We start from the raw sequence: 24196 nt of genomic DNA, 5'->3' as shown, positions 1-24196 counted from the left end.
TTAGCGTTATTAGGCCGGATAAAAATTTCTATTTAATGTTCTCTAACAGTATTTGGGCTTTAACCGCTAAAAACAAGGCTAAAGCCGATATTGCTGACTCGCCTTTGGCTATCTCTGTGATTTCCCTTAGCATCAATCGTACAGATGGATTAACCCGTAACGACTAATTGCGGGTCGTTTCTTTTGCGCCATAATCCCGTTCACCAAAGATTGCGCTGCCGATACGCACCATGGTTGAGCCGCACTCAATAGCCACGTCTAAATCATTACTCATACCCATAGAAAGCGTATCGACAGCGGGATAATGCTGCTTTAGCGTATCGAATAACTGCTTAAGCTCGCTGAGTTCGAGGCTTTGCTGCGCAGCGTCATTGGTGGCGCTGGGAATCGCCATTAAGCCCCGCAGTTGTAAATGAGCTAATTGGCTGATGCTATCGGCCAGAGGCAACATTTGCTCGGCATCGATGCCGGATTTAGTGTCTTCATCACTGATATTGATTTGAATACACACATTGAGCGGCGCAAGGTGTGCTGGGCGCTGCTCATTGAGCCGTTGGGCAATTTTCTCCCGCGAGAGGGTGTGCATCCAGTCGAAGTGCTGGGCGACTAAGGCGGTTTTATTGGATTGCAGTGGTCCAATAAAATGCCATTCAATATCAGGGTGTGTGCCCTTTAGCGACTCAATTTTTGTCACACCTTCTTGAACATAGTTCTCGCCAAAGCAACGCTGGCCCGCGTCATAGGCTGCTATAATATCTTCGATGGGTTTAGTCTTACTGACGGCAAGTAAGCGAATACTGTGAGGTAGGCGTGCGCATTTTTGCGCCGCTTGCGCGATCCTGCTCTGGGCGACTGCGAGTCTGTCTGCTATTGTTGTCATGATGTAATTATCTGGTTGCAAGGATATCCCAAACTATGGAAATCACTGAGTTATTAGCCTTTAGTGTAAAACACAAAGCCTCGGATCTACACCTCTCTGCAGGGATATCTCCCATGATCCGTGTCGACGGTGAAGTGAGAAAAATTAACCTGCCCGCGCTCGATCATCAGGGTGTACACAGCCTTGTGTACGACATTATGAATGATAAACAGCGTAAGGACTTTGAAGAGCATTTAGAAATCGACTTTTCGTTCGAAGTCCCTAATTTAGCGCGTTTCCGTGTGAACGCCTTTAACCAATCCCGCGGCGCTGCGGCGGTGTTTCGTACCATTCCCAGCGAAATTTTGTCGCTCGAACAGTTAGGGGCGCCAGAGATTTTTAAGAAAATTTCCAGCTTTCCCCGCGGCTTAGTGCTTGTTACTGGACCTACCGGTTCGGGTAAGAGTACCACACTTGCGGCCATGGTGGATTACATCAATGAGAACCGCCACGACCATATCTTAACCATTGAAGATCCTATCGAATTCGTTCACCAGAATAAGCAATGTTTGATTAACCAACGGGAAGTGCATCGTCATACCCACAGCTTTAACGCGGCGCTGCGTAGCGCACTGCGTGAAGACCCTGACGTAATCCTCGTCGGTGAGATGCGCGATCTTGAAACCATTCGTCTGGCGATGACGGCGGCCGAAACGGGTCACTTAGTCTTTGGTACCTTGCACACCACCTCGGCGGCTAAGACCATCGACCGTGTGGTTGACGTTTTCCCTGCCGGTGAAAAGGACATGGTGCGTACCATGTTATCTGAATCATTACAGGCGGTTATTTCGCAAACCCTGATTAAGAAAATCGGTGGCGGCCGTGTGGCTGCCCACGAAATCATGATGGGAACGCCCGCTATCCGTAACCTTATCCGTGAAGATAAAGTGGCGCAGATGTACTCAGCCATTCAAACGGGGATGGCCCATGGCATGCAAACGCTCGAACAGTGTCTGCAAAACTTAGTGAACCGTGGCCTCATCACCCGTGAGGATGCCATGGCGAAGAGCTCAAACAAACAAGCGACGTTTTAAGGATTTATGATGGATGTCCGTCCGTTTTTAAAAGTCATGGTGGAGCGTAAAGCCTCGGACTTGTTTATTACCGCTGGTTTTCCGCCTAGCGCCAAAATCGATGGTGAGTTACGTCCGTTAGCCGAGAGTGCCTTCACGCCCGCGCAATCTTTGGATTTTGTCGAGTCCGTGATGACTGAGGCGCAAAAGAAGGAGTTTCACACGACTCGCGAGTGTAACTTTGCTTTTGCGGTTAAGGATTTAGGTCGTTTCCGCGTCAGCGCATTCTGGCAGCGTGAATCTCCTGGATGCGTAATGCGCCGGATTGAGACCAAGATCCCTGAGGTAGAAGACTTAAAACTGCCACCGATTTTAAAAGATCTGGTGATGAGTAAACGGGGTCTTATCATCATGGTTGGGGGAACGGGAACCGGTAAGTCGACCTCCTTGGCGGCGTTAGTGGGTTATCGTAATGCCCATGCCCGTGGTCATATCCTCACCATCGAAGACCCTGTGGAATTTGTGCACGACCATCGCAAAAGCATCATCACTCAACGTGAAGTGGGTATAGATACCGAATCCTTTGATGCGGCGCTGAAGAGTTCGCTGCGTCAGGCGCCCGATGTGATTTTGATTGGTGAGATCCGTACTCAAGAAACCATGGAGTTTGCGCTTTCTTTCGCCGAAACGGGTCACCTCTGTATGGCGACACTGCACGCGAACAACGCTAACCAAGCGTTAGACCGGATCATGCACTTAGTGCCTGAGAGTAAACACCAGCAGTTGTTATTCGACTTGTCACTCAACCTGCGCGGCATTGTGGCGCAGCAACTGGTGCCCAAAGTCGATGGTACAGGACGACGGGCGGCGATTGAAGTCTTAATCAATACGCCACGTGTCGCGAGCTTGATTGCTAAAAACGAGCTGCATTTGCTCAAAGAAACCATGGCCAAATCGAATGAACAGGGTATGCAGACCTTTGACCAAGCCTTGCTGCAACTCTATATCGATGGGGAAATCAGCTATGCCGATGCGCTTCACCATGCTGACTCGCCAAACGACTTACGTTTAATGATCAAACTGCAAAATAAAGAGCCTACCAGTTCAAGCTTTATGGAAGGCGTGACCTTGGATATGGATTAATCCTATCTGCGGTGATGTTAAAGCAGCTCCCTTGAGCTGCTTTTTTTATCGCTTAAGCCAATCGATAACTCGCTGTAGCTTTTATTTTTTTATTCAATATGATCTCTATATTAGTGAGTGACGTAATAGAGAATAACGAGTTTGCCAATCTTGGCGCGCCCAATGAGAAGGACATTATGATGAAACTCCCCTTAGTTATCTTTGCCAGCCTGTTAAGCACTAGCGCATTTGCGGCAACTTGCCCGAGTTATCTTGATGTTGAAGTGCGTAAATTGCACTCGGATGAAAAGATTAATCTGTGTGAATTGACTCAGGGCAAGCCAGTGTTACTGGTTAACACCGCGAGTAACTGTGGCTACACTCCACAATTTAAGGCCCTCGAAGCGCTTCATAAAGAATACAAAGACAAAGGCTTAGTGGTGATTGGTTTCCCTTCCGATGACTTTTTCCAAGAGGAAAATGATGAAAAAGACACGGCTAAGGTGTGCTACATCAACTATGGTGTCACCTTCACTATGCTCGCGACATCGCCTGTGCGAGGCAGCGATGCTAACAGTGTATTCAAATACTTAGGGGATAAAGCTGGCTCGCCTAAGTGGAATTTCTACAAGTATGTCGTCAGTGGCGATGGCAATACTGTGCAGCAGTTTAATTCTAAGGTGAAACCCGATAGTGCTGAGCTTAAGCAGGCAATAGAATCAGTGCTTTAATGCCCAATTTATTCATTTTACTCATGTTAAGAGGCTACTTTGGCTAGGTTTTCAGGATTATCAAAAGAGATGGGTCACGCAAAGCGTGGCAAAGTGGGTGTGTTGTTACTCAACCTTGGCACACCCGATGCGCCAACGGCATCGGCGGTGAGGCGTTACCTTGCGGAGTTTTTATCCGACCCTCGGGTGGTCGAAATTCCAAAACTCCTGTGGATGCTGATTTTACATGGCATAGTGCTGCGCGTACGCCCAGCCAAGTCTGCGGCGCTCTATCAGAAGGTCTGGACTGACGCGGGCTCACCGCTGATGGATATCAGCTTGCGCCAAACCGCTAAATTATCAGAAAAATTAACGGCCGATGGGCATCAAGCATCTGTACATTTAGCCATGCGTTATGGCAATCCTTCTGTGGCGAGCACCTTACAAACGATGCATCAACAGGGGATAGATAAGCTCGTTGTACTGCCGCTCTATCCACAATATGCGGCACCGACAACCGGTTCGGCCTTCGATGCTATTGCAAGGGAATTAACCCAGTGGCGCTATCTACCATCGCTGCATTTTATTCACACGTATCATGATAACCCTGACTTTATTACCGCATTGGTGAATTCGATTCGCACCGACTTTGAGCAACACGGCAAGCCGCAAAAGTTAGTGCTTTCTTACCATGGTATGCCGGAGCGTAATCTGCACTTAGGCGATCCTTATTATTGCTTTTGCATGAAGACCACCCGTCTGGTGGCCGAGCAATTAGGGCTTACAGCGAATGAGTTTGTGATGACTTTCCAATCTCGCTTTGGTAAGGCTAAATGGTTACAACCTTATACGGATGCAACCATGCAGGCGTTGCCAAGCCAAGGTGTACGTGACGTGGCGATTGTGTGCCCAGCGTTTAGCGCAGATTGCTTAGAGACCTTAGAAGAGATCGTGGGTGAAAATGGTCATATCTTTGCTAATGCCGGCGGGGAGAAGTTCCGTTACATTCCTGCGCTGAATGATAATGATGACCATATCAGCATGATGGCGAACTTGGTTAAACCTTACCTGTAAGCTTTATAAGCGCAGAAATATAAAAGGATAGCTCAGGCTATCCTTTTGTTTTTACGACTTATCATTCACCGAAATGATTTTCAAAATAGCTTTCGACAATCAATACGGCAGACACTGCATCGACTTGACCTTTGGTGAGGGCTTTAAAGCCGCCGAGTTCAAATAGCCGAGCTTTTGCATCTGTGGTGGTCAGTCTTTCATCCTGAGTGACAATTTTGACCCCAAACTTAGCGTTCAGTCGGTTGGCAAACTTTCTCGCCCTGTGGGTCATTTCCTGCTCTGTGCCATCCATATTGAGCGGTAAACCTACGACGACTAAATCGGGTTGCCACTCTTTAATGAGTTTGCCGATTTCATCCCAATTGGGAATACCGTCGACGGCTTTTAGGGATAGCAGTGGTGTGGCGCTGGCGGTGATTTGTTGCCCTATGGCGACACCAATACTTTTTGTTCCAAAATCAAAACCTAAAACGGTTTTTGCGTTCATCTGTATATTCACTCGTCACAATAAAATCGGCTAGGCGTGGCCCGCCTGTGATGACAATTGCCAAGCATCAAATCCGAGCGCGCGGCTCGCTTGTTGCCATCGATCCTCGTGTTTGATATCGAATAGCAAGGTCTGATCGGCAGGGATAGTCAGCCATGAGTTATCGGCCAGTTCTTGCTCCAGCTGGTTTTTGCTCCAACCTGCATAACCTAATGCCACAATAAATTTTTCTGGTGAGCGTTCGCTGCCAATCGCCGTTAATACATCCCTTGAGGTGGTGAGCATGAGGCCAGAGCTTAATTCTGTACTGTTGGCCCAATAGGGCTGGGATGTATGCAGGACAAAGCCTCTATCCTGGGAAACGGGGCCACCCATTAACACCTGCGCGCCCAGTGCCAGATCGGTCGACACTTGCTCAGCCGGTAAATCCATCTGCTCGAGCAATGAGTTTACTTCAATGCCCAGCGGTTTATTAATCACTAGCCCCATGGCGCCTTTTTCATCGTGCTCACATAGATAGATGACGGTGCGCTCAAAAAAAGTGTCATCGAGCGACGGCATGGCGATTAAAAAATGGTTCTGCAAACTCTCCATTAAATGCTCCGTTCAGCCCACAGGCGTTGACCAATAGATTAAATCCAGCGGCTTAGGCTGGTGGCGTATCAACCGCCGGCTAATTTGACTTTGTAGTTTTGTTTTTCGAGCAGTAGTTTTAGTTGCTCACGATTGTCGGTTTGCACTTCGATAGTGAAATCTTTGACTGTGCCACCACAACCACATTGTTTTTTAAGGGTTTGTGCCAGTGCTTTTAAGCCCGCTTCATCAAGCCCTAGGCCTGAAATGACCGAGACACCTTTACCTTTGCGGCCCTTGCTGTCTCTGTGGATACGTACAATCCCATCGGATGAAGGGATAGCTTTGGCTTCTGGCTCGGCAGTAATCCGGCCCTTATCTGTGCTGTACACTAAGGAAACGTTGGGATCTACTCTCATAAGTCATCTTTTATCTGAATATATGCCGCTTAAGTTTACCAAACTCAACGTCTTTCGGGGAGGTAAAAAAAGGCCACTGACAGAGACTGAAAGTGGCCGAAGGTCAATGCTAGCTCTTTGCAGGGAAGTAGCATGTTTAAAAAGCAGACTTAGAGATGCTGCAATACCATAGCGATTAATGCCAATGCCGTAAGTAGGGCGCAGGGCATGATAAAACGATGCAATTTAGGCAGGGCGATTAAGCAAGCTGTGGCAACAAACCCAAAGGCGGCAACCGTAGTGTAATTCACCCCGTTTGACACAGTCTCAAAGACGAGCCAACTCAATACGACTAAAGGTAAAAACAGCAGCATCATGGGGAGATGAGGTGTGAGCTTACTGTTATGGGTATCGGCTGAGACTTTTTGCGGTGCGAACCAGAAAATCGCCGATGCCACAATCAATGCGCTAATGAACCAGTACATGTTATTTATCCCTTAATCGCTTTAAGTGATAATCATTATCATTTAAAGCGATTACTGAAGTCAAGCTGAATAACACTCTGCTTTTTCATCATATTGAGTTGTAGAACCGTCCATTGCTCTGTAAGCTAAATTTATTTTCGGCTTATTTGTGTTCGATAAGAACGACCAAGGAAATCATCATGAAAAATATAATTGTAGGTTTAGCCGTACTGGCACTGAGTGCCTGTAGTTCGCTGAAGTCGGGTTGGGATTTTGACCCTAGCGCCAATTTTACTCAGTACAAGACCTATGCGTGGGTCGCAAAAAGACCGATGCTTCGGGTTATCACCTCGATGGTTTAATGGATCAGCGCGTGCGAGATGCGGTGAATTCTCAGCTTTCATCTAAGGGCATGACCTTGGTTGATGCGAAAGATGCCGATGTATTAGTGAACTATCTGACCAAAATTGATAAGAAGATTAATGTCGATACCTTCAATACCAATTTTGGCTATAACCCTTACTATGGCCCAGGTTGGGGCTGGGGCGGTAACATGCAAACCCAGACCACAGTCAGAGAATACGAAGTTGGCACCCTGATCATTGATTTAGTTGATAATAAAACAGCTAAGTTAATTTGGCGTGGCTCAGTAGCTGATACTATCCGTGATAAAAATACTCCTTCGGAAAGAGTACAGCTGATCAACGAAGCAGTCGGCAGCGTGATGGCGAATTTCCCGCCAAAGCCTGAAAACAAATAATTTACTTTTAGTCTAAAAAAGCGGCCCTTTGGCCGCTTTTTTGTGGCCAAAATTTAGGCTTGATTGACGTTAAGATGAGTTTTCTGCAAATTTCTATATTTTAATTGATTATGCTTTATTAAAACTTATCAAAAAATAAGCTTAATGGAAAACGGGGAATAGCTCGTTCTTGGTTAATGCATTGTTATTGAAGGGTTGTGGCGTTGCGTGATATTGAAAAGTAGAAATGACTAATGCACAAATGCTACCAATAGATTAAATATTCTAATGACAAAATTTAAATAATCTCATTATCCAGTCCGTGGATTATCAGGCAAAATCCGTTCTTTATGCATGGGTAATAAGTAGTTTAAATGCAAGAAGCGCAATTTATCGGATTATTATGGTTGATTGGGATTTTAGCCGAGGCCATGACAGGGGCATTAGCGGCGGGCCGTAAGCAGATGGACTTATTCGGCGTGGTTATCATTGGCTGCGCGACGGCGATTGGTGGTGGCACCCTAAGAGACATGCTGCTCGGAAATTACCCTTTGATTTGGGTCGAGAATGTCCATTACCTGCTGGCGATTGCATTTGCGTCTTTATTAACGGTCGCCATTGCGCCTGTGATGCGTTACCTGTCTAAGTTATTTTTGGCCATTGATGCCTTGGGGTTAGCCGTATTCTCGATTGTTGGCGCCCAAAAAACGCTAATGTTAGGCTTTAGTCCAACGATTGCGGTGGTGATGGGACTCGTCACAGGGGTCTTTGGTGGGGTGATCCGCGATATTCTCTGTAACCAAGTGCCTTTGATTTTTAAGAAAGAACTCTACGCGGTGATTTCGCTCTTTACCGCAGGCTTATATATCACGCTCAACGCCTATCAATTGGCAGAGTGGATAAACCTAGTGATCTGTTTAACGCTGGGCTTTAGCTTACGAATGTTAGCACTGCGTTATCATTGGTCTATGCCGACCTTCGATTATCAAGCCAATGGCGACCAACATACGCACTAATAAAAATGGGGCAATAAATGCCCCATTTTTTATGCTTATTGCTGTGCTTGAATGGTTTTTAACGCTTCAAGCGCGGCGTCGTAATTGGGGTGTTCGGTAATATTGGGCACCAGCTCCTGGTATTTAAGCTGACCTTCGGCATCGATAATAAAGATGGCTCGAGCGAGCAAGCCGTAATCCTCAATCAATAAGCCATATTTCTCACCAAAATCACGCCACACTGAGTCGGAGAGGACTTTGATTTTGTCGACATTCTCCACCTTACAGAAACGTTTTTGCGCGAAGGGTAAATCTGTACTGATGGTCAGCATGACGACATCATCGGAGAAGTGACTGACTTCACTGTTAAAGCGCTTTGTTTGCAACGCACAAACACCAGTATCTAAACTGGGCACGGCGCTGATCAGCACGGTTTTCCCTTTAAAGTCACTTAAACTAATAGGGGTAAATTGTTCGTCGACAACTTTAAATCGTGGCGCCATTTGCTCAAGCTTGGGTAATTTCCCTGCGAGAGTGACAGTCTTGTCGCCCATCATCACTTGGGTTTTATCATTGGCGATAGCGGTGGAGCTGAGAACCATTAAACTAAAAACACAGCCAGCGGCTAGAAACGAAACATACTTTTGCATTTTCTCTCCCTTACTCAGGTATGTTGTGCACATAGGCTTAAGGTACGACAAAACCTAAACTATCACCATAAAAAAGGCCGGTAATTACCGGCCTTTTAATATGCTTGCTGATTATTTGCTCTCTGGCAATTGCTTCACATGAATATCCATTTGTGGGAATGGAATTTCAATGTTCGCTGCATCGAGTGCATTTTTGATTTGTTCTAAAATTTGGAAACGCGCTGTCCAGTAATCGGCGGTTTTAACCCAAGGACGAACCACAAAGTTGATTGAAGAATTCGCCAATTCAGAAAGACCTACTGTGTAACCTGGCTCTTTCAGTACGTATTGGTTGTTATCTAAAATCTCTGTTAATACTTTTTTGGTTTGAGCGATATCAGCAGAATAAGACACGCCAATCACTAAATCGATGCGACGATTTTCAGAGGCTGAGTAGTTTGTGATGGTGCCATTCATGATTGAAGAGTTTGGCGCCACAATTACTTTATTATCTGGGGTGCGTAATTTGGTTGAGAAAATGGTGATTTCATCAACAGTGCCGGCAATACCTGCTGCTTCAATATAATCACCTACGCGGCATGGGCGGAATAGCACCATTAATACGCCTGAGGCAAAGTTAGACAGAGAACCTTGCAGTGCTAAGCCTACAGCTAAACCCGCGGCACCGATAACGGCGACTAGAGAGGCTGTTTGTACGCCAATTTGGCCTAAGGTGGCGATAATGGTGAACACAAACACCACTGCCCAAGCTAAGTTAGCCACAAAAGACACCACAGTTGGGTCAATCTTGCGGCTGTTAAGCAACTTGCGCACTAACTTTTGTGCGACGCCAGAAAAATATTTACCGACGAAGAAAATAATGAGGGCAAATAAGATTTTTAAGCCATAGGTCATGACCAAATCTGGCGCCTGCTTTAATAAACCTTCGAGGTTTTCCATTAAATTACTCCCTAAAAATACGCTAACAAAACTAGTTATTATTGACGATAAATTGTACTCGTCGATTTAATCTGCGACCTTCGTTGGAATGATTATCCGCAACCGGTTCAGATATACCTTTACCGACAACGGTAAAGCGATTTGGATTGAAGCCGTAGTCTTCAACCAAAATACGTTTCACATTTTGAGCCCGTCGTAGTGATAACTGATAATTAAACTCTGGTGTACCGACAATATCCGTATGTCCCACTAAAGTTAATCGAGTCTCAGTATTCGCGTCTAAAAAAGCTTTCACTAAGGCTAAAGCTTTCCATTGCGATAAATCTACTTCGGCGATTGCAAACTCAAAATACACAATCGCGGTCTCAATATTATGACAATCAGCGGCTGAATAAGTACTGGGGTCATTGAGATCACATTGAATACTGCTGGATTTTACTTCGGCTTGGTAAACACAGCCATTGGCCATCACTGTGGTGTTTGCTGGTGTGTTAGGACAGGCATCCTTAATATCGGGAACACCGTCTTGATCTGTATCTTGCCATGCATACGCGGGTAACATCTGGCTTAAGCTCAGCGCTAAACACGTTAATTTAATCCATTGCATTACGGATATATTCACCACAAATCACCTTGTATTTTATCTTGGATAGTTAAAACCACTAAGAGATTTGCATTGCATTAGCATGAGCATCTTAGTCGGGTATTCTATCTTTTTATCGGCCTAACGCCAAGTTTTGCCCGTTATTTGATGCAAATCAATTGCATCAGCATAGATAACATCGGCACCTTGTTGATTTTATCGGCAGACATAAAGGCAAACTATACAAATTTTTCCTTTGAGGCTAGAGTCGCACTTACGCGATGAATATCCGCGTCGGGGATAGGCAGAAGAAGTCGAGGACAAGATGATAGATTTACGCAGTGATACCGTGACCCAGCCAACAGAGGCGATGCGCTTAGCTATGTCTAGGGCTGAAGTGGGTGATGATGTTTATGGTGATGATCCGACCGTTAACAGCTTGCAAGACATGGCCGCCGAGATGTTCGGCTTTGAGAGTGCGCTGTTTACGGCATCTGGCACTCAGGCCAATTTGCTTGCACTGATGGCCCATTGTGAGCGTGGGGATGAATACCTGTGTGGCCAGCAGGCCCATAACTATAAATTCGAGGGCGGCGGCGCGGCGGTACTCGGCAGCATTCAGCCACAACCGCTGACCAATCAACTGGACGGCACTATCGCCCTGACTGATATTGAAGCGGCGATTAAACCCGATGATATTCACTTTGCGCGCACGCGCTTACTGAGCCTAGAAAACACTATCGGCGGTAAAGTATTGCCTCAGACTTACCTCGCCAATGCGCAGGCGCTGGCATTTCAGCGTGGTTTAAAAATTCACTTAGATGGCGCTCGGGTTGCGAATGCCGCCGTGGCGCAGGGGATTGGGATTGCCGATATTGCGGGGCATTTTGATTCAGTCTCCATCTGTTTATCCAAGGGATTGTGTGCGCCTGTTGGCTCACTGCTCCTAGGTGATGAGCGCCTAATTAAAAAGGCCACGCGCTGGCGTAAAATGCTGGGCGGCGGTATGCGCCAGGCGGGGATTTTAGCGGCAGCGGGTAAATTAGCTCTCACAGAGCAGGTTGAGCGACTTGGCGAAGATCATGAAAATGCTACGTATCTTGCCCAGCAATTGAGTCAGTTGAGTGAGTTTGAAATCGATTTGACCGCCGTACAAACCAATATGGTGTTTGCCAACCTCGCGCCCCATGTCGATGAGAAAGCCCTGGCTAAGCGTTGCCGTGAGGCGGGGGTCCTCATCAGCCCTAGCCGTACTCTGCGCTTTGTGACCCATAAAGATGTCTCGCGTCAGGACATTGATAAAGTGTTGCAAGTGTTTAAATTGCATTTGCAGGCATAACCGACGTAACGCCCAAGCGAAAGCTTGGGCTTTTTTATACCTCTGGCTTGCTATATCGTGGATTTTAAAATCAAAAGTCGAATTGTGAGCCAGATGCTAGGCGAATTTTTTTAAGCCTATCTATACTAAAAACAATAAGTTCACATCATTGAGGTCATGCTGGGTTGAAACCTAACAATAATACTAATAAAGGGGTCGATTATTGGACAAAACGGATCAGTGAATTGGAAATGCCAGCGCTCTGTTCCACAGTCCAAACGTTAGAAAAGCTTGCCAAGGATGACGTGTCGTCTCTCGCCTTACTCGGGCGAAGCGTTATGCACGATAACGCCCTCACATCCCGCATCTTACGGGTCGCCAATAGTGCGATTTACCATAAGGGCAGTACCCAAATTTCGACCGTGAGCCGAGCCGCGATAGTGCTAGGGTTTGATGCCGTGCGTAATATCTGCATCACGGCCCAGTTATTATCGAGCCTTTTAGAGAGCAAGAATCTCGCCCCCGCAGTTTATCAACGCCTCATTAAATTAATGGCGAAGGCATTTCAAGCCGCCATGTTAGCGCGGATGATGCTCAGTGATTACGATGAGGATATTCAGGAAGAAGCCTTTATTGCGTCTTTGCTTTACCACATTGGTGAGAGTGCATTTTGGAGTATCGGCGGCGAGTTTACCGAAATTTTAGACAGCCAACTCAGTGCCAGTGAAACCCCAGCCGAAGAGCGTAGCGTCATTCGTGAAGCTTTAGGCACCTCATTTTCACAGCTGACGCAGAGTATTGCGCGCCACTGGGGCTTAGGGGAATTATTGATCCAAGCAGTGAATTATCCTGACGATCAACGCCCTGAAATTCGCTCTATTTTTCTTGCAGATAAGCTTTGCGAAATTCTCTCCCAAGAGGTGATAGATAAAATCGAGTTGGATAAGCGTATCAGCCAAGCCGCGCATTTTACTGGGCTGGATGAGAAAGAATTAACCCTGAGAATGCAGCGCTGCACCAAGGCGACCCATAAATTAGCCGAAGCCTATGGCGCCAAGGTGTTGATTGACTATCTGCCTGATCCTAAACGCATCAATAAGCTTGAGCCCAGCGTCCCTGAGGTAGAGTTGCCCGTGTTTGAGGCCAACTTGAATGTGCAATTGGCTAAGCTGCGTGAACTCACCGCCTTTGCAATCAACAAAGCTGATTTTAATCAAATCATGCAAACCGTGCTCGAGGGAATTTTAGAAGGGGTCGGTGTGGACCGCTGCGGAGTTTTGCTCTTATCTCCGAGCCGTAAACAGCTGCAACCTAGGATCATGCTCGGCCGAGACGCCGAGGAAATGAAGCAGCAGTTTATTATCGATCTGAGTGATAGGAAGGGGCTATTTCCGCAGGCGATGGAACACAAGGAATGCCAGTGGGTAGATAACCCCAATGCCAAAAAATGGTTAGAACAATGCAAAGAACTTAAGACTCAGTTGCCTGAGTCGGGTTTTTTGATGGCGCCGCTCTTGGTCGATAACAAAGTGATCGGTTTTTATTATGCCGATAGGGGGCCTTCACAACGAAGCTTTAGCGAAGTGGATTTTCAAGCCTTTATCCACTTCTCGCAGCTGGCCAATGTGTGTTTTACCGTGTCGCTAAAATAGTGACTTACTGAGCGTTTTTAATTTCAGCGGTAATGTGTTTGGCGATTGCATTGGGGATGGGAAAGCTCAAATGGTATTGGGCAATTTTCCATTTCCCATTGGTCTTGATTAAGGTGCCAGTACCGCGACTCTCGCCATAACTTGGGCTGTTGAGCAGTTCATCGAACAGAATGACATCACCATGCTGCACTAAATGGCGGCGAGTTAAATCGTAGCGCCAACCTTTGGTTGGGCGCGAATAGCGTTCAAACTCGGCCATGCCCCAGCGCTCAGTCGCATCGGTTCCAATAAAAATACCATCCTGACGATAGAGGGCAAAATACTTGTCCCAATCGGCACTGCTCGAATATTGATTCAATTTATTCAGCACTTCGGCGGCCGCTTGCTCATCGGTCAGCGTTATTGCGGCTTGTTCGTTGGCAATGGCCGTTTGTGGATGAAAGTATAGGGCGCCAAGCACTGAGAGATCCCCTCATAATTTCCCCAAAACGTAACCATGTGTGAATAGATTTTGAGTAAGCAGGGTTGCAGCCACGAGTGAGTCTTCCCTTGTTATTGTGTAGCCAGAATGCCGCAAAACTTCCATGCCTAAGCGAACTGTTGAGAGTACGTTTCGATTTCTGACTGTGTTAGCCTGGAAGTGCTTGTCCCAACCTTGTTTCTGAGCATGAACGCCCGCAAGCCAACATGTTAGTTGAAGCATCAGGGCGATTAGCAGCATGATATCAAAACGCTCTGAGCTGCTCGTTCGGCTATGGCGTAGGCCTAGTCCGTAGGCAGGACTTTTCAAGTCTCGGAAGGTTTCTTCAATCTGCATTCGCTTCGAATAGATATTAACAAGTTGTTTGGGTGTTCGAATTTCAACAGGTAAGTTAGTTGCTAGAATCCATGGCTCCTTTGCCGACGCTGAGTAGATTTTAGGTGACGGGTGGTGACAATGAGTCCGTGTCGAGCGCTGATTTTTTCGGCCTTTAGAGCGAGATTTATACAATAGAATTTGGCATGAGATTGGATTGCTTTTAGTCAGCCTCTTATAGCCTAAAGTCTTTGAGTGACTAGATGACATATCATGTAAGTTGCTGATAGGTTTCCAGTTTTCCGCTCCTAGGTCTGCATATTGTACTTTTCCTCTTACTCGACTTAACCAGTACCAACCCAGCTTCTCAACGGATTTATACCATGGCACTTTAAAGCCAGCATCACTGACAATGAGCGGTGTGGTGTTACTCGGTAGAATGCTCGCAAGGTCGGCTAGAAATTGGTCATGAGCTTTCTTTGAACATTGCTCTGAAAGCGGGAACGCTTTCTCATAAAGAGTAACAGAACGACCGTGTAGTGCGACTGAAGCTCGCAATACCATAAGCCGTTTTTGCTCACGGATATCAGACCAGTCAACAAGTACAATGGGCATCGTATTGCCCGAACAGATAAAGCTAGCATGCCAACGGTATACAGCGAGTCGCTCTTTGTGGAGGTGACGATTACCTAACAATCGGTCGATTCGTTTGATGTTATGTTTTGTTCTCGCTTTGGTTGGCAGGTTACGGCCAAGTTCGGTAAGAGTGAGAGTTTTACAGTCAAGTAAGGCGTGGCAAGCCAACGTTAAGCTGTTGAGTCGTTTTAAGTGTAATTCGGGGCAGAATTGGTAAAGAGAGTCGTGTAAAATATCGAGTTCGCACATTTTGTTGTCTGATTATTGATTTTTGGCGAAACCATTTGATCATATGACAAGATGTGTATCTACCTTAACTTAATGATTTTGATAAAAATCATTAGGGGATTCATCAGCGCCAAGCATGAATACGCTGGCGCTGAACAGGGCAAGACGTTGGCGAGTGCGTGTCGAATGGGCGCGCTGCTCGGCGCGAGTGGAGATTGTCATCGAAAATTCCTTATCGTTATGGTTATTAGGCTAATCGCTATGTTGATTCGGTCAATGCCAGTTTATCGGATCGAGTTGATAAAAATGGCTCAACTCTCGATAAAGTGCTGGATGTTCAAGATTAAGCGCTTCTGGCTTTTCAAAAAAGACCTCGGTGACTACGGCAAAAAACTCCGCAGGATTGGTGGCACCATAGTAATTAAACAGTGACGGGCGGCCAAGGGTGGCAGCTTGCACTAACTCATTAAAGGCCTGACTGAATACGCTCGACCACGACAGGTAATCTTGGCGGTGTTGTAAAATCGGCGCGCCATTGGCGTGACCATCTTCTTGATCTAATTGATGGGCAAACTCGTGGATCACGACGTTGTTGCCATCATGGGGATTAGCTGCGCCCTCGAGGGTGTTCTTCCACGACAGTATCACTTGGCCCTGCTCCCAAGATTCCCCCGCGAGCACATTTCGTTGCTCCCAAATCAAACCCGCGGGGTCTTGGCGCTGGCTGTCGACAATAAAGGCATCGGGATACACCAATATCTGCCTAAGATTGGGGTAAAAATCGGTGTTGCGATTTAGCAAAAGCAGGCAAGCTTGGGCGGCGATAGTGACGCGAATTTCATCGGTTATTTGCAAACCGTCGCAGCCAACGAATCGTTTCTCATCCAAAAAAACTTGGATGTGACGCTTGAGTTGTAGTTGAAGATCCGCGGGTAAGGCGTGGAAGTAGGGCAATCTCTTTTTCAAAATCGTTCGCCAAGCCTTAGGAAAGGCACTGGCCATCACACGCTTACGGTGGAGTGTCTTGCGCCAGCGGCTCGACGCTAACCAAGCGATTGCACCGAGACCAAGCATTAGGGTAATGAAAACGGCGAGCATGACTTCCTCAGTGCAAAATTTTCCTTAGGTATATTAGCTAATGGGGATTCAGTGAGGCGAACTCAATACTATGGCTAAAAATAAATCGATACAGCGAGTTATTGATTACCAAACTCTGGATGTCGTAGTGCTTCGGTGCGATTGCGTCCGGCTTGTTTTGCCTGATACAGGGCTTCGTCCGCATCGGAGATGATTTTATTGGCATCGAGTGATTGTGGCGGTTGCCAGCAGGCGACCCCTAAGCTGATGGTCACCACGCCTGAGTGGGATGAGCTTTGGTGGGGAATGGCCAATTCCATGATGGTTTCGCGCAGTCGCTCGGCAATTCTATAAGCGTCTTCACAGTGGCTCGAGGGCAGTAACAAGGTAAATTCTTCTCCACCGTAGCGGGCAAGGATATCTGTTGGGCGTTGCAGAATCGATTTGGCAGCATTGACGACCTGCTTTAAACACTGATCGCCAACGACGTGGCCATATTTGTCATTAAATTCTTTAAAGTTATCAATATCAAACATCACTATGCTGAGTGGCATATTGTGATCGTTGGCGTAATTCAACTCCTTGTTAATTTGGCTGTCGAGATAACGGCGGTTATAACAGCCCGTTAAGCCATCGGTTTCGGCCATTGCTTTGACTTGCGCGGCATAGGTTTTTAGGGTCTCCAGCGAGCTGACCATTTGTTGCAGCTCTAAGTTATCGGTAATCGGCATTTCGGTATCGAGTTTTTCATTGGCGATGGCATTCATCGCATCCCGTGTGGCGATTACGGGTTTGATAATTCCCTTGGCGATAAAGTGCCAGCTGATCAGCCAGATAAAGAAGCAATACACTATCCCACCACAAAAAATTAGGATCACGAAGGCGGTGCTGTCGCTCTTGAGGTTAGTGCTTGCCACTTGGATTTCATCTTCTACATGGTTGACTAACACTTGGGTGAAGCTGGCAATTTCCCGCGCGGCATTGGCTTGATAGCCAAAATGCGCATTAGCGATGTGGGTGCTTTTTAAGGCGTTGCGTGATAGTTCAAACAGGTTGTCATTACCCACCATATTTTGCTTTATTTGAGATAACCAGTTGAGATACAGCGTATTATCCTGCGGTATCGAGGCGGCAACGGCCTCCATTTTGAGGAAAAGACGCATGGCATCCCGTTGCAGGCGGTTGAGTCCTATGGTGGTTTGGGTGTTTTTAACTTCATCCAGCAGTACAAACAGGTGTTCACCCTGATGCAAATAATCAGAGATTTTTTGATGCTCATTGAGGTTATGGGTTATTCCCGTGAGATTTTTTTGGGCGATAAGCTGGCTGTTGAGCTCGTGGCTTGAGTCGAGCTGCGCCTGCATCTCAATGGAAAAGGCCGATGACATTCCCGCGAGGTTCGCCTGAATATTTTGCGCCTGTAATTTGGCCTGTAAGGCGCTGTCGGTCAGGGTGTCTAGCAAGGGCAGTTGTTGCTGGAAATACAGCTGAGTATCAATAGTCCTATTTAATGCCTCATGGATATTGGTCGTATTTTCAAGACTTAACAGCACTTTAGTATCTTGCAGCAATTGTTCCCATTGATGGGTCAACTCTTGCAGTAAGCTGAGCCGCTGCTGCTCAGTATCGTAGTGATTCAGCTCGGTAGTGATAATTTGCAGTCTTTCGCTGTTTTTTGCCAATTGCAGCGCTGTGGTGACTTTGACCACATCACTGCTCACCAATTGCTCTATTTTGGTCCTTAACTGTTGTGACAATAGGATGGCGATAATGCCATTAAGCAGCGCCATGCCTAGGATGAAATATAAGGCTAGCGTGATTTTATGTTTAAGACTGGTGAGCCGCTTCGAGTTCATTTGTTTTTCTTATCAATTGCAGGCACTTCCCCATAGGTATTCTGCAGGTATTTAATTTTGTTACTTAACTCAATAAAAATATCGGTACTGTTTGCTTCGTGTCGGCTTGCGGCATAGCAAGCATGGCTTAGCTCGGGATAAATCTGCCCCATAGCGGTAGTGGTAAAGTGTCCTACTTCCAATACTTTAGTTGACCAAAACAAGTTTGCTACGTGGCTTGCCTCAAAGGCGCCGGCAATGGCTCTTTTTGAGGCTTGTTTAAATTCGGGGGCTGTGACGACATCCATGCGACAGGGATTACCGCCTCCTAGAGCATAGGCATATTGGGCTTCATAGGTGCCCATGTATTTGAGTAACCAATAGGCGGCTTGTGGATTTTTACTGTCGTAGCTCACCGCAAAAGCGTAGGCGCCGTTATAGGGCATGCCGCCAGGCACTTGGGCCACGCCAAGTCGAGCGCTTGGTATGTTCGCTTCGACTTTAAAGGAGGCGGACCATAGGTTGTTGTAAGCAAAGGGCCAAATCGCCACTTGCCCCGTTGCCATTGCATTGGCTGCTTCGTTGAAGGCAAATTTATCATCCGCCGGAATGGCGTAAGGCATCAGTTTTCGATAGATAGCGCTTGCCTTTATCGCCTCTTGGTTGACTGCGGGCACTTCGAAGTGGATGATCTGCTTTTGCGGATTATAGACGGGCCACATCCAAGCGCCCCCTAAGCTCCAAATGATGCTCGAAAATTCATCGTTAATATGGGGCTTATTGCCAGACATTAAGGCGAGACCATAAAAGTCATGGCTTAAAGTATTATCAGCCAGTCGCTCACCCGCTTTTCGGGTAAAAAACGCGGCTTGGTCCTGCAATTGGTCGAAGTTAGTCGCGGGTTTGAGCGGATAACCAAAGCGCTGCTGAAACTGCGTTTGTTCGGTTTTATTCTCAAATAAATCAGCGCGGTAATGACTTCCCATCACGTAGTTGTTATAGGGAATAGCGTGTAACTCGCCGTGATAGGACAAAATATTCAGCAAGGATGGGTAATATGGTTCGAGATAGCTTTCCATCGCTTTCTCGCCGTCGGGATCGTAGAGTTTTGCGAGTTCTAATAGGGGGACGGTATAACCATTGGCGGCCCACTCTTTTGCCCAGCCGGCCTCCATGGTTAGCAGATCATATTTTCCTTCGCCTTGCAGCAATGCATGGGTCTGTAGTTCGAACATACCTTCCAGCTCGGTACTGACCACATTGACTTTAACGCCGGTTTTTTCGGTGAACTTGGGTAACATTTCCTGCCTTAGGTAGTCAGTCCAAAAGCCTTTTTCGGCGACTAAGGTGATGGGCGTTTTGTTCGTGAGGGGGGGAATTTGTGCCAAGGAAAATTCCGCTAAGGCAGGTGCTGCTAGCGTGAAACCCAGTCCGACAAGTAGGAGTGACAAAGGTTTTAACAAGAATAACCCCTCGGATACAAGTGTTAACATGCTAATAAGTAGCATTAATCATCTCGACTGTACAATAAGGATAGGCTTGATAAAAAACTATGTCTTAATTTTTGTAGGGTTTTGAGGCGAAAAAAACGGTGATCGAATTAACTTGGATCACCGAAAAAGGTTGGGAGATGGCGCGATACTAAGATTTTTTAATTTGCTGCTCGCGCATCTGCCGCAAGGCGGTGGGCAAGGCATAATGTTGTTCAATCAAAAAACGGATCAATTTCGATTTGGAAATATCACTTTCTTCAGAGAGCTTGGCTAAATGGCTGATCGCCGCTTCACTGAGGGAGAACGTCGCTTTTCGGTAATGTGGGCGCTCCTCTTCAATACTCGCATCGAGCAGTCTGGTTGCCGTTTGTGGTCGATGTAACGTCACCACATTGGAAGAATCCAGCGTGACTTCGACTTGGGCTTCTTTGACTAAATCGACCGCAACGGCAGAGCCCGTGCTCGGAAGGCGGGTCTCTCCCATAGCATAAAGGGTTGCGGCATCAATAAACTCATCGAGGGAGAGGGGCTGAGCGCCCCCCCTAGATGGCATAGCGTTTTTCTTGAGGTCGCTGAGTCCCATATTGTCCTCTCAGGTGATTTGGCTGAGGTTGATTGATAGCACTGCGTGATGCGGCCATTGGCGTGCTTGGCCTGAGTAATGCCGTTAATGAGGCGGCGCAGTCAACCTGGAACATTTCGCAGGCAATGGCGCGGATTTCGTTGGCTGCCTTGCCGTTGGGCTCAATCTCCATCACGGATAATCCCGATTCTTCGCTATCATCATAGATGTTACGGCTGTAGGTGATCGCATCTAATACATTGATATCGTATGTTTTACAGACCTCTTTTGCCTCTAAAATACGGTTCGCTTGATTCGGCAGGTTAGGGCATTGAGTGATAACAAAAGAGGCATGTAATTTGGGGTTAATCATCTTACAAGTGGCGACGATATCATCCATATGGCTCACGGTTTTTAAGTCGCGGCGTTTTGGTCGCAGTGGCATCAAAATATGCGAAGCCACCGACATGGTCGCCCTTAATGCGAGGTTATCCTGTCCACCACAATCTACGAGAACGAAGTCATAGTGCTGCTCTAAACTCAGCAAGTCATTACGGATTTTGCCGTAAAGTTGCACACAGTTGATGCTAGCAAGTTTTGGATTGTTGTTTCTGGCTTGGATCCAATCGGATGTGGTGCGTTGTGGATCGCAATCCACCATGATGACAGAGGCACCACATTCAGTGGTGAGAAATACTGCGATATTTTGTGCGAGGCAACTCTTACCGCTGCCGCCTTTTTCGCCGCCGACTAACACTATCATGACGAATTCCTCAATGCTTAGGGTATCACTTGGGCGGCTGTTATCAGTGTAGAGCTTTTACCGCACCTTGTTGTCATAAATGAATGTAAACCCTATGTTAATTGAGGTCAATTAGCTGATTTTTGACGTTTTTTTATAAAATGTCGCGCGATTATTATTTGACGTTACAGTGGCGTGTGCCGTTTATTTGACTCTTATATCGAGCAAAGGTAAATGAGGTTAATCTGTGGTTAATTGTATGATTTAAAATGCTTTTGTGATTCTTTTGGGCGTATTTAAGTCAGCGTCACGGCTTGAGCTGAGTGCAACGATTGTCTCAGTCTTAATTCTTATATTTCTTTTGTGAATATAATTTTAGGTATTTATTCTTAAATATTATTGAAACACTGTTCTTTGCTTTATGATTTTCAGTCGAAAGTTGTCTTGTCGCAGTTCTGTATGTCATCAAATTGCCACCTAATTCAGTTAGGATTTTCCTATTATGCCGTCTAATCACCTTGATTTTTCTACCATTCGTGAAGGGATGCCAAAATGGATATTAAAATGCTTATGCCTATTGAATTTGAGTTGGTTGAATCTGCACCTTTATTTCATGAGCTGCTGAATCTACGCGATGCTGCGGGGCATCCCTCTATCGGTGTGGAAATGGGGGAGGGTCATCCGTTACAGCCTTTATATTGGGTGTCGATTCGGGTGACGGGGGAGCAAGAGAAAAACTCGCCGTCAATCATCGCGACCAGCTGCGTGTATGGCGATAAGGCTAACCATTTGGCGATTGAGGACTTTATTGTTTTACCTGAGTATCGTCATTTAGGATTGGCCAGCATCATGTTAGAGCGGGTGATGACTTATATTGATGAACATGCCGCCCCTGGCACCTGTGTCAGCATCAATGTGCATGGCGAAGAGGAGCGACTCTGCGGCGATTATGGTTTTGTCTATTCTCCCTGCGCCAACCTTGGGCCGAACATGCGTAAAATTTATTCTTAATCTTTATTTCCTGACTCAGGGTAAGTGGATGGCTTATCCTGAGTACGCTTGCCGGGTACTTGCAGGATAATAGTCATATCGTTTTGCATCACAAATCACTTAGCTTGCAGTATGACTTCATGATTAAATCACTCGTTAACTTTAGGCATTTGCCCGTCAATAGCGTAGCATCCAGCTATGAGTGTGTTTTTTTGTTTGAAGTGGTAATGCAATGGATCAACAACAGCTTATCGATGCCGTCAATCAGGTGATGCCCTTTGGCAAATATGCCGGTCGCCGCTTACTCGAATTGCCCGAACCCTATCTAGTGTGGTTTCATCAACAGGGTTTTCCGAAGGGAAAATTAGGGGAGCAGTTAGCGCTGATTTATGAGGTCAAACTCAACGGCCTTGAGGGCATGTTAAAACCGCTATTGAAATGAGTTCCCTACTGAGCGATAAAAATCCTACTTTTGCGATAAGTGTTGTATTTCGTGATAGAGATTGGCGATTTATTACCTATGGCATGTTTTAATGCCGCATATTAGTAAAACACAAGGAACAAAAGGCATGATGGCAAAATTGGTAAAATTAGCGGCTGTAGCAACTTTAGCGTTAGGTATGTCAAGTGCTTGGGCACAGGGCGTCGTTCATGAAGGTACTGTGGTTGATACCATGAATGGTGGCGGTTACACCTATGTACAAATTAAAGAAGCTGACAACACGTTTTGGGCCGCTGGCCCAGAAGCTGAAGTCAAGAAAGGCGACAAAGTAGCCGTGGTTGAGCAAATGTGGATGAATCAATTCACCAGCAAAACCTTAAACCGCACCTTCGACAAGCTGTTGTTTGTTGGTCAAATCGAGAAGAAATAATCGATGTCTTAGCAACATTCATGTTGCGATGAGTTCCTAAACCGCCTCGCCTTGTTCGAGGCGGTTTTGTTTACAGCGGCAAACCTTTTCTTATCGCGTTGATGCTATCGCTCGAATCTAAATCGCGGCAGAATATAGCGATTATTTACACTCTTGGTTGATTACTCGTGTCCGCCGCCAATTCAATCGAAAAGCCAGTCGAAGTCGTCCCCTATCAGCGCCGTTATGCGCGTACGGTGAGTGAACTCTTTCATCAGTGCGTGCATCAAATACAACATGAGCGTTATAACGCCGCGCAGCTTAAGGCTTGGTCGCAGGCACCCCGTTCGAGTCAACATTGGCATTTACGCTTAAGTCGTTCCCAAGCATGGATTATTTTGGTGACAGATGCCGCGGGCTTATCTAAGATTTGTGCAGGTTTTATCAATGTCGAAACGGATTTTCACCATAGAGGATATATAGATAGCCTCTATATTCATCCCGATTGGCAACGGCAGGGGCTGGGGGAGCGAGCTTATCGACAGCTAGAACTGTGGGCGAGGGAGCAGGGGTATAGTCAATTAAGTGCCGATGCGTCTTATCTTTCCCGCGGGCTGTTTATTAAACTCGGATTCGTCCAACCGCAGCGCAGCTATCAACAAAAACTGGGCCAGGTATTGCCGAGTTTTTATATGACTAAAAAACTGTAACTGAATGGGAATACACTGCTTATGTGCCCATTGGTCATGATTAACCCATAGGAGTGGACTCCAATGCAGATACGCTTATTTTCACCTCCGGATGTGGCACAGGTGGCGGCGGTATTTAACGCCAGTGTGATGGAGGGCGCGCAGGAATATTACTCGCTTACCGAACGTTTAGCTTGGGCGCAAAATCAAGGTGAAGCACGCAGCGATGCCTACTGGCTGGCTAAGTTAGAAGACACCACCACTTGGGTGGCGCAGGAAGGTAGCAAGTTGGTTGGCTTTACCAACTTAAGGCTCTGTCCCGATGAAGAGCTCAATTGTATGGTTGGCGAAGTCGATTGTCTGTTTGTCCACCCAGAATACAGCCGTGCCGGAGTGGCGACGCATTTGTATTTAACCCTGCTCGAAGAGGCCAAAAGCCGTAATCTTAAACGGCTTACTGTTGAGGCCTCCTATCAGGCGCGTCCTTTCTTTGAGAAACAGGGTTTTAATTGCATTCGCCGTAATGAACTACGTCGCTATCTCACCGCCGAAGATAAACAAAACGACAGGGCGCAGGTGTTAGTGAACTTTAGTTTGATTATGTCTTTGTCATAGGTTCGTGCTTGGAGAGATTGCTCTCCTCTGACCGTACGCTCAGTAA

The 24196-nt window shown here is 46.5% G+C and carries 29 protein-coding genes and 1 pseudogene; 14 read left to right on the top strand and 16 right to left on the bottom strand.

Translation table 11 applies throughout. From position 1 onward, the window contains the following. Positions 1 to 35: 35 nt before the first annotated feature. Positions 36 to 167 carry a hypothetical protein gene (locus tag ACUZ8J_RS14955; protein ID WP_374915910.1) on the top strand — a complete coding sequence of 44 codons (132 nt, stop codon included), beginning with the start codon at positions 36 to 38 and terminating at the stop codon, positions 165 to 167. Here the strand turns inward: ACUZ8J_RS14955 and ACUZ8J_RS14950 are convergent. Further along, complete coding sequence (locus ACUZ8J_RS14950; protein ID WP_446694256.1) at positions 164 to 880, bottom strand: YggS family pyridoxal phosphate-dependent enzyme; 717 nt, start codon at positions 878 to 880, stop codon at positions 164 to 166. The genes ACUZ8J_RS14955 and ACUZ8J_RS14950 overlap by 4 nt on opposite strands. A 35-nt stretch (positions 881 to 915) precedes the next feature. Between ACUZ8J_RS14950 and ACUZ8J_RS14945 the strand changes: the two genes are divergently transcribed. From ACUZ8J_RS14945 to hemH, 4 genes are all read left to right on the top strand, one after another. Next, positions 916 to 1953, top strand: coding sequence for a type IV pilus twitching motility protein PilT (locus ACUZ8J_RS14945; protein ID WP_011621982.1), 1038 nt, complete (start codon positions 916 to 918; stop codon positions 1951 to 1953). A 9-nt stretch (positions 1954 to 1962) separates the two neighbouring features. Beyond that, a complete protein-coding gene (locus ACUZ8J_RS14940; protein WP_011621983.1) occupies positions 1963 to 3075 on the top strand; it encodes a PilT/PilU family type 4a pilus ATPase in 1113 nt (370 codons plus the stop codon). Between the two features lie 176 nt (positions 3076 to 3251). Next, positions 3252 to 3785, top strand: coding sequence for a glutathione peroxidase (locus ACUZ8J_RS14935; protein WP_086904528.1), 534 nt, complete (start codon positions 3252 to 3254; stop codon positions 3783 to 3785). Between the two features lie 69 nt (positions 3786 to 3854). Further along, positions 3855 to 4838, top strand: a complete 984-nt coding sequence (hemH, locus tag ACUZ8J_RS14930; protein WP_446694255.1) for a ferrochelatase — start codon at positions 3855 to 3857, stop codon at positions 4836 to 4838. Positions 4839 to 4899: 61 nt separating this feature from the next. On the opposite strand, the gene ruvX is transcribed toward hemH, so the two are convergent. The 4 genes from ruvX to ACUZ8J_RS14910 all read right to left on the bottom strand — a co-directional run bounded on the left by ruvX (position 4900) and on the right by ACUZ8J_RS14910 (position 6781). Then, positions 4900 to 5325 carry a Holliday junction resolvase RuvX gene (ruvX, locus tag ACUZ8J_RS14925; RefSeq protein WP_011621986.1) on the bottom strand — a complete coding sequence of 142 codons (426 nt, stop codon included), beginning with the start codon at positions 5323 to 5325 and terminating at the stop codon, positions 4900 to 4902. A gap of 30 nt (positions 5326 to 5355) precedes the next feature. Further along, on the bottom strand, positions 5356 to 5919 hold the full coding sequence (locus ACUZ8J_RS14920) for a YqgE/AlgH family protein (RefSeq protein ID WP_446694254.1): 564 nt from the start codon (positions 5917 to 5919) through the stop codon (positions 5356 to 5358). Positions 5920 to 5987: 68 nt separating this feature from the next. Beyond that, complete coding sequence (yciH, locus tag ACUZ8J_RS14915; protein ID WP_446694253.1) at positions 5988 to 6317, bottom strand: stress response translation initiation inhibitor YciH; 330 nt, start codon at positions 6315 to 6317, stop codon at positions 5988 to 5990. Positions 6318 to 6466: 149 nt separating this feature from the next. Continuing rightward, entirely contained in the window at positions 6467 to 6781 is a 315-nt protein-coding gene (locus tag ACUZ8J_RS14910) for a hypothetical protein (RefSeq protein ID WP_011716287.1), read from the bottom strand. Between the two features lie 179 nt (positions 6782 to 6960). Between ACUZ8J_RS14910 and ACUZ8J_RS14905 the strand changes: the two are divergent. Then, positions 6961 to 7520 (top strand): annotated as a pseudogene (locus ACUZ8J_RS14905) (DUF4136 domain-containing protein). Between the two features lie 353 nt (positions 7521 to 7873). Next, on the top strand, positions 7874 to 8515 hold the full coding sequence (locus ACUZ8J_RS14900; RefSeq protein ID WP_086904762.1) for a trimeric intracellular cation channel family protein: 642 nt from the start codon (positions 7874 to 7876) through the stop codon (positions 8513 to 8515). Positions 8516 to 8550: 35 nt separating this feature from the next. Here ACUZ8J_RS14900 and tpx read toward each other — a convergent pair whose 3' ends face one another. The 3 genes from tpx to ACUZ8J_RS14885 all read right to left on the bottom strand — a co-directional run bounded on the left by tpx (position 8551) and on the right by ACUZ8J_RS14885 (position 10690). Continuing rightward, the gene (tpx, locus tag ACUZ8J_RS14895) at positions 8551 to 9144 is read right to left on the bottom strand and encodes a thiol peroxidase (protein ID WP_446694252.1); all 594 of its coding nucleotides are present in this window, start codon (positions 9142 to 9144) and stop codon (positions 8551 to 8553) included. A gap of 111 nt (positions 9145 to 9255) precedes the next feature. Next, positions 9256 to 10083, bottom strand: coding sequence for a mechanosensitive ion channel family protein (locus ACUZ8J_RS14890; protein ID WP_133178774.1), 828 nt, complete (start codon positions 10081 to 10083; stop codon positions 9256 to 9258). 31 nt (positions 10084 to 10114) lie between these two features. Next, positions 10115 to 10690 (bottom strand): OmpA family protein, encoded by a 576-nt coding sequence (locus ACUZ8J_RS14885; RefSeq protein WP_446694946.1) that lies wholly within the window; start codon positions 10688 to 10690, stop codon positions 10115 to 10117. A 301-nt stretch (positions 10691 to 10991) separates the two neighbouring features. Between ACUZ8J_RS14885 and ltaE the strand changes: the two genes are divergently transcribed. Together ltaE and ACUZ8J_RS14875 are read left to right on the top strand one after the other, a co-directional pair. Beyond that, on the top strand, positions 10992 to 12005 hold the full coding sequence (gene ltaE, locus ACUZ8J_RS14880; RefSeq protein WP_126512750.1) for a low-specificity L-threonine aldolase: 1014 nt from the start codon (positions 10992 to 10994) through the stop codon (positions 12003 to 12005). 164 nt (positions 12006 to 12169) lie between these two features. Beyond that, positions 12170 to 13636 (top strand): HDOD domain-containing protein, encoded by a 1467-nt coding sequence (locus ACUZ8J_RS14875; protein ID WP_086904767.1) that lies wholly within the window; start codon positions 12170 to 12172, stop codon positions 13634 to 13636. 4 nt (positions 13637 to 13640) lie between these two features. On the opposite strand, the gene ACUZ8J_RS14870 is transcribed toward ACUZ8J_RS14875, so the two are convergent. The 8 genes from ACUZ8J_RS14870 to ACUZ8J_RS14835 all read right to left on the bottom strand — a co-directional run bounded on the left by ACUZ8J_RS14870 (position 13641) and on the right by ACUZ8J_RS14835 (position 21026). Continuing rightward, positions 13641 to 14096 (bottom strand): nuclear transport factor 2 family protein, encoded by a 456-nt coding sequence (locus ACUZ8J_RS14870; protein ID WP_446694251.1) that lies wholly within the window; start codon positions 14094 to 14096, stop codon positions 13641 to 13643. Positions 14097 to 14108: 12 nt separating this feature from the next. Next, positions 14109 to 15317, bottom strand: a complete 1209-nt coding sequence (locus ACUZ8J_RS14865) for an IS4-like element ISVsa5 family transposase (protein ID WP_001352368.1) — start codon at positions 15315 to 15317, stop codon at positions 14109 to 14111. A gap of 69 nt (positions 15318 to 15386) precedes the next feature. Beyond that, positions 15387 to 15518: a hypothetical protein gene (locus ACUZ8J_RS14860; RefSeq protein WP_446694250.1), complete on the bottom strand. Its 132-nt coding sequence runs from the start codon at positions 15516 to 15518 to the stop codon at positions 15387 to 15389. 51 nt (positions 15519 to 15569) lie between these two features. Beyond that, the gene (locus tag ACUZ8J_RS14855; protein ID WP_446694249.1) at positions 15570 to 16394 is read right to left on the bottom strand and encodes a M90 family metallopeptidase; all 825 of its coding nucleotides are present in this window, start codon (positions 16392 to 16394) and stop codon (positions 15570 to 15572) included. A 98-nt stretch (positions 16395 to 16492) separates the two neighbouring features. Further along, positions 16493 to 18229 (bottom strand): diguanylate cyclase, encoded by a 1737-nt coding sequence (locus tag ACUZ8J_RS14850; RefSeq protein WP_126512754.1) that lies wholly within the window; start codon positions 18227 to 18229, stop codon positions 16493 to 16495. Further along, entirely contained in the window at positions 18226 to 19716 is a 1491-nt protein-coding gene (locus tag ACUZ8J_RS14845; RefSeq protein ID WP_446694248.1) for an ABC transporter substrate-binding protein, read from the bottom strand. The genes ACUZ8J_RS14850 and ACUZ8J_RS14845 overlap by 4 nt, the downstream gene beginning before the upstream one ends. 133 nt (positions 19717 to 19849) lie before the next feature. Continuing rightward, positions 19850 to 20284, bottom strand: a complete 435-nt coding sequence (locus ACUZ8J_RS14840; protein ID WP_011622001.1) for a hypothetical protein — start codon at positions 20282 to 20284, stop codon at positions 19850 to 19852. After that, positions 20244 to 21026, bottom strand: coding sequence for an AAA family ATPase (locus ACUZ8J_RS14835; RefSeq protein WP_011622002.1), 783 nt, complete (start codon positions 21024 to 21026; stop codon positions 20244 to 20246). Before ACUZ8J_RS14835 ends, ACUZ8J_RS14840 begins: the two co-directional genes overlap by 41 nt. A 531-nt stretch (positions 21027 to 21557) precedes the next feature. Here ACUZ8J_RS14835 and ACUZ8J_RS14830 point away from each other — a divergent pair. The 5 genes from ACUZ8J_RS14830 to ACUZ8J_RS14810 all read left to right on the top strand — a co-directional run bounded on the left by ACUZ8J_RS14830 (position 21558) and on the right by ACUZ8J_RS14810 (position 24150). Then, on the top strand, positions 21558 to 22016 hold the full coding sequence (locus ACUZ8J_RS14830) for a GNAT family N-acetyltransferase (protein WP_011716301.1): 459 nt from the start codon (positions 21558 to 21560) through the stop codon (positions 22014 to 22016). A gap of 211 nt (positions 22017 to 22227) precedes the next feature. Beyond that, positions 22228 to 22437, top strand: a complete 210-nt coding sequence (locus tag ACUZ8J_RS14825) for a DUF3820 family protein (protein WP_011622004.1) — start codon at positions 22228 to 22230, stop codon at positions 22435 to 22437. Positions 22438 to 22564: 127 nt separating this feature from the next. Beyond that, on the top strand, positions 22565 to 22867 hold the full coding sequence (locus ACUZ8J_RS14820; protein ID WP_011622005.1) for a hypothetical protein: 303 nt from the start codon (positions 22565 to 22567) through the stop codon (positions 22865 to 22867). Between the two features lie 167 nt (positions 22868 to 23034). Further along, positions 23035 to 23556: a GNAT family N-acetyltransferase gene (locus ACUZ8J_RS14815; RefSeq protein ID WP_446694247.1), complete on the top strand. Its 522-nt coding sequence runs from the start codon at positions 23035 to 23037 to the stop codon at positions 23554 to 23556. Between the two features lie 63 nt (positions 23557 to 23619). Beyond that, positions 23620 to 24150 (top strand): GNAT family N-acetyltransferase, encoded by a 531-nt coding sequence (locus ACUZ8J_RS14810; protein WP_446694246.1) that lies wholly within the window; start codon positions 23620 to 23622, stop codon positions 24148 to 24150. Positions 24151 to 24196: the final 46 nt, after the last annotated feature.

The sequence above is a fragment of the Shewanella sp. Koi 1 genome (assembly GCF_052907445.1).
The sequence above is the reverse complement of the archived record's forward strand: the minus strand, read 5'-3'. Positions and strand labels throughout refer to the sequence as shown.